The sequence below is a fragment of the Corynebacterium sp. KPL2830 genome (assembly GCF_040225635.1).
Lineage (GTDB): Bacteria > Actinomycetota > Actinomycetes > Mycobacteriales > Mycobacteriaceae > Corynebacterium.
In genome coordinates this window covers 20,635-28,054 of the sequence record NZ_JBEHFR010000027.1, presented here as the reverse complement: position 1 = coordinate 28,054, position 7,420 = coordinate 20,635, and the positions used below count along the sequence as shown (strand labels likewise).

The 7,420-nt window shown below is 57.7% G+C and carries 7 protein-coding genes and 5 tRNA genes; 3 read left to right on the top strand and 9 right to left on the bottom strand.

Going from position 1 to position 7,420, the window contains the following annotated elements:
- Positions 1-272: 272 nt before the first annotated feature.
- Positions 273-1,541, bottom strand: coding sequence for a UDP-N-acetylglucosamine 1-carboxyvinyltransferase (gene murA / locus ABRP87_RS09345; protein WP_023023781.1), 1,269 nt, complete (start codon positions 1,539-1,541; stop codon positions 273-275).
- A gap of 21 nt (positions 1,542-1,562) precedes the next feature.
- Positions 1,563-2,402 carry an acetate metabolism transcriptional regulator RamA gene (ramA, locus tag ABRP87_RS09340; RefSeq protein WP_005279642.1) on the bottom strand — a complete coding sequence of 280 codons (840 nt, stop codon included), beginning with the start codon at positions 2,400-2,402 and terminating at the stop codon, positions 1,563-1,565.
- A 265-nt stretch (positions 2,403-2,667) separates the two neighbouring features.
- Here ramA and cysK point away from each other — a divergent pair, with 265 nt between their 5' ends.
- Together cysK and epsC are read left to right on the top strand one after the other, a co-directional pair.
- Positions 2,668-3,603, top strand: coding sequence for a cysteine synthase A (gene cysK / locus ABRP87_RS09335; protein WP_349868476.1), 936 nt, complete (start codon positions 2,668-2,670; stop codon positions 3,601-3,603).
- 82 nt (positions 3,604-3,685) lie between these two features.
- Positions 3,686-4,249, top strand: a complete 564-nt coding sequence (gene epsC / locus ABRP87_RS09330; protein WP_239268312.1) for a serine O-acetyltransferase EpsC — start codon at positions 3,686-3,688, stop codon at positions 4,247-4,249.
- 49 nt (positions 4,250-4,298) lie between these two features.
- Here epsC and ABRP87_RS09325 read toward each other — a convergent pair whose 3' ends face one another.
- The 5 genes from ABRP87_RS09325 to ABRP87_RS09305 form a co-directional block, all read right to left on the bottom strand.
- On the bottom strand, positions 4,299-4,580 hold the full coding sequence (locus ABRP87_RS09325; RefSeq protein ID WP_239268314.1) for a GNAT family N-acetyltransferase: 282 nt from the start codon (positions 4,578-4,580) through the stop codon (positions 4,299-4,301).
- A gap of 56 nt (positions 4,581-4,636) precedes the next feature.
- Positions 4,637-4,709, bottom strand: a tRNA-Phe gene (locus ABRP87_RS09320).
- A 19-nt stretch (positions 4,710-4,728) separates the two neighbouring features.
- Positions 4,729-4,802, bottom strand: a tRNA-Asp gene (locus tag ABRP87_RS09315).
- A gap of 192 nt (positions 4,803-4,994) precedes the next feature.
- Positions 4,995-5,068: transfer RNA gene (locus tag ABRP87_RS09310), tRNA-Asp, on the bottom strand.
- Between the two features lie 35 nt (positions 5,069-5,103).
- Positions 5,104-5,179 (bottom strand) — tRNA-Glu (locus ABRP87_RS09305).
- 82 nt (positions 5,180-5,261) lie between these two features.
- Between ABRP87_RS09305 and ABRP87_RS09300 the strand changes: the two genes are divergently transcribed.
- Positions 5,262-5,594 carry a metal-sensitive transcriptional regulator gene (locus ABRP87_RS09300; protein ID WP_023023790.1) on the top strand — a complete coding sequence of 111 codons (333 nt, stop codon included), beginning with the start codon at positions 5,262-5,264 and terminating at the stop codon, positions 5,592-5,594.
- A gap of 31 nt (positions 5,595-5,625) precedes the next feature.
- On the opposite strand, the gene ABRP87_RS09295 is transcribed toward ABRP87_RS09300, so the two are convergent.
- Positions 5,626-5,698 (bottom strand) — tRNA-Lys (locus tag ABRP87_RS09295).
- 126 nt (positions 5,699-5,824) lie between these two features.
- Positions 5,825-7,327: a succinyl-CoA:acetate CoA-transferase ScpC gene (gene scpC, locus ABRP87_RS09290; protein ID WP_349868474.1), complete on the bottom strand. Its 1,503-nt coding sequence runs from the start codon at positions 7,325-7,327 to the stop codon at positions 5,825-5,827.
- Between the last annotated feature and the right edge of the window lie 93 nt (positions 7,328-7,420).

Genomic DNA, 7,420 nt, shown 5'->3' with positions numbered 1-7,420 from the left:
AAAAATAAGTACATTGGCACACTATTGAGTTCTCAAACAACATCCACACACCACAAGAAAATTAACCAAACGTTAACCTCTCTGCGGCGGCTCGTACCAACTTACCCAACAACCTGAACCAAGTCAAATCCTCGGACCAAGCCAGTACAAAAAGTCACTCACAAGTAACCAACCGGCTACCTCTCGGCGACTTCGATAAAGTTACACCCCACTCCAGAAAACACACAAATCCCCAGCACACACCGCAAAAATGCATACTGGGGAAAGGTTAATTAGAAGATTTCTTCTTCCTGCGTCCTTTCGATGGTGGCTCCAAGCCGTGAAAGGTTCTCCACAAAGTGGGGATAGCCGCGGTCGATATGGAAGACATCGTGAACGGTCGTGGCTTCGTCGGCGCAGAGTGCGGAGAGCACCAGGCCAGCTCCTGCGCGGATATCGGAGCTCCACACATGCGTAGAGGAAAGATGCTCCTTTCCGCGCACCACCACATGATGACCGTCTACTTGGGCATCGGCACCCAAGCGCAGCATTTCGTCGACGAAGCGGAACCGGGATTCAAAGACGTTCTCCGTGATCACGGTGGTCCCTTCGGCGATGGAGGAAATGCCGATGGCCATGGGCTGGAGGTCCGTCGGAAAGCCTGGGAAAGGCAACGTCTGGTAATCCACAGCGGTAGGGCGCTTATCCATACGCACGCGGAAGCCGTTTTCATAGGTTTCAATCTCTGCACCGGCGGACTTCAGCTTTTCCAGCGGAAGGTGCAAGTGGCGCGGAGCAATGCCGCCGACTGTGATATCGCCTTGTGTCATGGCTGCGGCATAAGCCCAGGTGCCTGCCACGATGCGGTCACCGATGACCTCGTGCTCCGTTGGGTTAAGCCGGTCCACGCCGTGGATGGTGACCTCGGAGGTGCCTTCGCCTTCGATATTGGCGCCCATGGATTTCATCATCTCGCACAGGTCAACGATCTCGGGCTCGCGGGCGGCGTTGTGGAGGACGGTGGTGCCCTCAGCCAAGACGGCGGCGGTCAAAATGTTTTCCGTTGCACCAACGGAAGGAAAGTCCAAACGGATGGTGGAACCGCGAAGCTCGGAGGCCTCAGCGACCACGGCGCCGTGTTCAATGCGGGTGGTGGCGCCGAGTTTTTCCAAGCCGGTCTGGTGCATATCAAGCGGGCGAGAGCCAATGGCGTCACCACCGGGCAGCGCAACCTTTGCATGCCCGCAGCGCGAGGTTAGTGGGCCTAAGACGCATACCGATGCCCTAAATTGGCGAACCGCATCAAAGTCCGCGTTCGATTGCGGCGTCGCAGGGGTAGTAATGCGGACGGTGCTGCCATCGATTGTCACCTCGCAGCCCAAGCCTTCGAGTACCTTTTTCATCAAAGGTACGTCCAGAATCTCTGGGCAATTGGTCAGCGTCGTCGTCCCCTCCGCCAGCAACGCGGCGGCCATGAGCTTAAGGACGCTGTTTTTGGCGCCATCTACTTTGACGGTGCCTGCAAGACGGGCACCGCCGGAAACAATAAACTGATCTTTCACAGCTTTCTACGCTACCGGTTATCAGGGCAACGCGCCGATCCGGCGGGCGGCATTGACGGCTTCGTAGCGAGTGTGCGCCCCCAACTTGCGCATCACGGAGCGTAGGTAGGACTTGACGGTTTCGGCGCCAATTCCCATTTCTTCCGCCGCTTCCACGTTGGTGTGGCCGAGTGCCACGCAGGAGAGGACGTCGAGCTCGCGGGCGGAAAGCTTGGTTGATTGCTTCACGCGCACGGGAGAGACCATCTGATCGCAGAGCGCCTCGAGTTCCTTGCGCAACTCCTCGTCCTCGACGCGGTTGGCCAGCATGCGCAGCTTGGAGTGGGTGGAACGAACCTGTTCCCATTCCGCACCGTTCATCGCATGGCCGCGGGACGCACCTCCCTTTCCGCCATCGGCGCGGCGCATCGCGGAGTTGACCGCGAGATCTTGCTCTAGGGTCCGGGCCGTCATCGTTACTTCCTCGATGACCTTATCCCCCAAGCGCACAGGGGAATGTACGCCAACGTAAAGCACTCCCCGGATTTCACGCTGCACGGTAACGGGTACGGCCACGATCGAGTGCAGGCCTTCGTCTTGGATTACGCTGTCGTTCTCGTGGGAAATGGTGGTGGCACGCGTGTAGTCCGATACGCCCACCGCGCGACGGGTGGTGATGACGCGCCCGCCGACGCCCACGCCGGCATCGATAAGCAGATTCTGCAGCGCCGGCGTACGCAGGCCCACCCACTGGGTAATTTGCAGGCGATTATCCGCCAATAATGTTGCGTACATCGTCACTGGGATTCCGGTGGCGGTTTTGAGAGACGACAGTGCCGCGCGTACGGATTCTTCATCATCTTTGAGGCGATGCGACTCCATGAGACTCTTTCCTCGTCGGGGGTAACCAAGTAGGTGCACCCGATATCCCCGAAAACTTGGGGAGCAGCGGGTAACTACGTGGAATTATAGACAGCAAGTGGGGGTAATTCGAAATCGTCCCTTCGCCTCCGCGGCCGTGAATCCCACATTCCATGCCCGAATGGGTTGTCTGTAATAAATATACCACTCTGTCTACTTAAATAGTGTATCCTTGCGCTTGTACCTGATTTGACCACGAATATGATTCCCAAAGGAGTCCTAATAAATGGCTATTTACAACAATGTCCTAGAGACCATCGGCGGTACCCCACTTATCCGCATCAACCGCTTGGCTGGGGGTAAGGGTGCCACCGTGCTGGCCAAGGTGGAGTCCTTTAACCCTGGTAACTCCGTGAAGGACCGCATCGGCCTCGCCATCATCAAGGCCGCTGAGGAATCCGGTGACCTGAAGCCGGGCGGCACCATCGTTGAAGCTACCTCCGGTAATACCGGCATTGCCCTAGCACTGGCCGGCGCAACCTTGGGCTACGACGTTGTCCTCACCATGCCAGAGACCATGTCCAATGAGCGCAAGGTCCTGCTTCGCGCATACGGTGCAGAAATCATCCTGACCCCGGGCGCTGCCGGAATGCAGGGTGCGGTTGATAAGGCCAACGAGATCGTCGCCGAGCGCGACAACGCCATCTTGGCTTCCCAGTTCGCTAACGAGGCCAACCCCAAGATCCACGAGGCCACCACCGGCCCGGAGATCTGGGACGACGCCGAGGGCAATGTCGATGCCTTCGTCGCAGGCGTCGGCACTGGCGGCACCATCACCGGTGCAGGTCGCTACCTGAAGTCCAAGAACCCAGACGTTTACCTCGCAGCCGTTGAGCCGGCTGACTCCCCTGTGCTGTCTGAAGGCCAGGCAGGTCCGCACAAGATCCAGGGCCTAGGCGCCAACTTCGTGCCGGACGTGCTCGACCGCGAGCAGCTGGATGAGGTCCTGACCGCTTCCCTCGAGGAGTCCATCAAGCTTTCCCGCGACCTTGCTACCGAGGAAGGCCTGCTGGTTGGCATTTCCGCCGGTGCAAACCTTTCCGCCGCGCTGAAGCTGGCTGAGCGCCCCGAGTTCGAGGGCAAGACCATCGTCGTTGTCCTGCCGGACTTTGGTGAGCGCTACGTTTCCACCGTTCTTTTCGAGGACATCCGCGAGGCATAACTAGCCCCGCAACCTAGTCCATGAATAAAAGGCACCCGTCAAGCTTGGCGGGTGCCTTTTTGTGACCAGTATTATAGTCCGCATGAGCATTATTAAATATATCCGCGAAGATTTAGCCAATGCCCGCGACCATGACCCAGCTGCCCGTGGCGACGTTGAAAACGCGATCGTCTATTCCGGCCTGCACGCCATCTGGTCGCACCGCGTGTCCCACTGGCTGTGGAAGCGCGGCCTGCGGGGCCCTGCGCGCATCCTGGCCCAAATTAATCGCTTTTTTACCGGCATCGAGATCCACCCAGGCGCCACCATCGGGCGCCGCTTCTTCATCGACCACGGGATGGGCATTGTCATCGGCGAAACCGCGGAAATTGGCGATGGCGTCATGCTCTACCACGGCGTGACGCTCGGCGGTCAGGTGCTCACCCAGACCAAGCGCCACCCCACGGTGGAAGATAACGTCACCATCGGCGCGGGCGCCAAGGTCTTAGGCCCCATCACCATCGGGGCCGGTTCCGCCATCGGTGCCAATGCCGTTGTCACGAAGGATGTACCGGCCGATCACATCGCCGTGGGCATCCCCGCCAAGAATCGGCCTTCAAATAGGCATGAGCGGGTCAAGCTCGTGGATCCGGACTACTACATCTAAATAGACTAAAAGCGGCCCACAGTCTTGTGTGGGCCGCTTTTTGCTGTGCTTAACCGCGCAGCAGATCCTGGTATTCGGGGTTCTTGTCCATAAAGTGCGCCACGGCAGAGCAGGTGACGATGACCTTCATGCCGGCAGCCCGGGTTTCATCGAGGGCCTCCTTAATCAGCGGGGAGGACAAGCCCTGACCGCGGAAGTCGTCCCCGATGACCGTGTGGTTGAACTCGCGGGTATCGCCGGAATCTACGTATTCGCAGATTCCCGCTTCCACACCATCAACGGTAAGCACGAAACGGGACAAATCGGTTTGATGAGAAATTGCTTTTTCCATGTCCCCCATTAAACCAAAAATGGCCCCTCCTTGATAACAAGGAGGGACCATAGTTGTGGCCAGAGCCAGGATCGAACTGGCGACCCCACACTTTTCAGGCGTGTGCTCTACCGACTGAGCTATCTGGCCAGAAACCCGAAGGTTTCCGCGACCTTGACGGGACTTGAACCCGCGACCTCCGCCGTGACAGGGCGGCGCGCTAACCAACTGCGCCACAAGGCCATTTTCAGTTTTGTGTGCCCCTTGGGCACGGGTAATTACTTTACACAGGCGCCTAGAAACAACACAAATCAGCACTACAACGCCGTTTTTCCGCCGCTTGCTGATGCCCCAGTGATGCTGAGGTGGCATCAGCAAGCAGCCTGCAAAACCAAAAAAGAACAGTACCCGCCGAAGCGTGTACTGTTCAGAATGCGACCTTGACGGGACTTGAACCCGCGACCTCCGCCGTGACAGGGCGGCGCGCTAACCAACTGCGCCACAAGGCCAAATGAGAAATTATTTCGTACCAACACAAAGGTGTTGGTACCCCCAACGGGATTCGAACCCGTGCCGCTGCCGTGAAAGGGCAGTGTCCTAGGCCGCTAGACGATGGGGGCCAGTCGCTTCTTGGCGACTTCTAGAAATATACTGGAGACATCACCAAGAAACAAAATCGCTCCCCCAGAAGGAGTTTTAACCATGTCTGAACAGCAGAAAACCTGTTCCTGCCACGAGCCGGATATCCACGGATACAACGCCGATAGTAAGAGCAAAGCGCGTTATCTGGCGCGCCTGAAGCGCATCGAAGGCCAGGCGCGCGGGATTCATCGCATGGTCGATGAGGACCAATACTGCATCGATATCATCACCCAAATCTCGGCGGTGACATCCGCGCTAGAGAACGTCTCTCTCGCGCTCTTAGAAGACCACATAGAGCACTGTGTGGCCGGTGCAGCGGCCGAGGACGGCGAGGTGGCTAAGGAGAAGCTAGCGGAGGCTATGCACGCCATTAAGAAGCTCGTGAAAAACTAGAAAAGGAGCCGCCCGAAGGCGGCTCCTGATGTGGGCCCTGTGGGGATCGAACCCACGACCTGCGGATTAAAAGTCCGTAGCTCTACCAACTGAGCTAAAGGCCCAACGTCGCTCTATATTAGCGTGTTGACTTTTAGATCTCCTAATTCACCCCTCGCCTGAGAGTATCCAAACAAAGCAGAAGGAGGGCTTCCCAGCCGGGAGGCCCTCCTTTGCCATGGCGGTGGAGATTAACCGCGCATGTCACCCTTTTCCATGAAGTTAACCTGGAAATCGAAGGCAGTCTTCAAGTCGTGCGGGGTGTGCTGGAACTTGTTTTCCTTCGCACGCTCGTAGTACTCCTCCAACAGCGGACGGTAGTCCGGGTGAGCCACGGCGATGATCTTCTCAACGCGCTGCTTTGGAGCCAAGCCACGCAGGTCAGCCACACCGTATTCGGTGATGATGACCATGGTGTCGTGCTCGGTGTGGTCCGTGTGGGACACGAACGGAACCAGAGCGGAGATGGCGCCATCCTTCGCGATGGATGGGGACACGAAGGTGGAGATGTACGCGTTGCGGGTGAAGTCACCAGAGCCACCGGTGCCGTTCATGATGCGGGAACCGGACACGTTGGTGGAGTTGATGTTGCCGTAGATATCTCCCTCGATCATGCCGTTGGAAGAAATCAAGCCGACGCGGCGGATGACCTCAGGGTGGTTAGAAATCTGCTGCGGGCGCAGGATGATGTGGTTGCGGTAGCGGTCTGCTTCCGCGTTCATCTTTTCTGCGTACTCCGGCGACAGCGCGAAGGAGGTTGCAGAAGCCACGGTCATCTTGCCGGCATCGATAAGGTCCAGCATGCCGTCCTGGATAACCTCGGTATATGCCTGGATGTTTTCGAACTTGGAGTCCAGAAGGCCCGCCATCACGGCGTTCGGCACGTTACCCACGCCGGACTGCATGATGAACTTGTCGTACTCGAGGCGGCCTGCGGCAACCTCGCCCTCCAAGAACTCGATGAAGTTAGCGGCGATCTTCTCAGAGGTCTCGTCCGGCTCGCGGAATGGAGCGTTACGGTCGGCCGAGTTGGTCTTGACAACGGCCACGACCTTCTCCTCCGGGATCTCCATGTAGGTGGTACCAATGCGGTCGCCCGGCTTGTTAATCGGGATGGGCTGGCGGTTAGGCAGCTTGTCGATGCGGTAGATGTCGTGCATACCCTCAAGGTTCTCGGACTGCCACTCGTTAATCTCGATGATGATCTTGTCTGCAGCCTCGACGAACTCGAGGTTATTGCCCACTGCGGAGGAGGGCACGATATTGCCTTCCTCGGTAATGCGTACGGCCTCGATGACGGCTACCTGGAAGTCACCATAGAAGCCCTCTTCTACCTGCTGGCCCAGGTGGGACAGGTGAATATCCTGGTAGAGCGCGGTGCCGTCGTTGAATTGCTTACGCAGCAGCGGGTCGGAGTTGTATGGGGAGCGGAAGTTAATAGCCTCTGCCTCTGCCAAAACACCGTCGCAGTCAGGGGCGGTAGAAGCACCGGAGAAGAGGTCAATCTTGAACTCTTCGCCCTTGTCGTGCAGCGCCTTCGCCTTATCTGCAATGGCGGTAGGCAAACCCTTGGGGTAACCTGCACCGGTGAAGCCGGAGATTCCTACGCGGTCACCATTGTTGACGTACTTCGCAGCCTCCTCTGCAGAAACTACGAGCTTCTCAAACGGGGCGTATGCGATTCTATCGGACAACTGTCATCCTCCTTCATATACGAGTAGACCGGTGCTACGGCCCACCCAATTTAGTTACACAGACCACAGTAGCGAAAATTAACGTTTTCGCCA

Coding starts and splice junctions, on each gene's coding strand:
- ramA (WP_005279642.1), bottom strand. CDS start 2,402: ATGGAGTCGCATCGCCTCAAAGATGATGAAGAATCCGTACGCGCGGCA.
- cysK (WP_349868476.1), top strand. CDS start 2,668: ATGGCTATTTACAACAATGTCCTAGAGACCATCGGCGGTACCCCACTT.
- epsC (WP_239268312.1), top strand. CDS start 3,686: ATGAGCATTATTAAATATATCCGCGAAGATTTAGCCAATGCCCGCGAC.
- ABRP87_RS09325 (WP_239268314.1), bottom strand. CDS start 4,580: ATGGAAAAAGCAATTTCTCATCAAACCGATTTGTCCCGTTTCGTGCTT.
- ABRP87_RS09300 (WP_023023790.1), top strand. CDS start 5,262: ATGTCTGAACAGCAGAAAACCTGTTCCTGCCACGAGCCGGATATCCAC.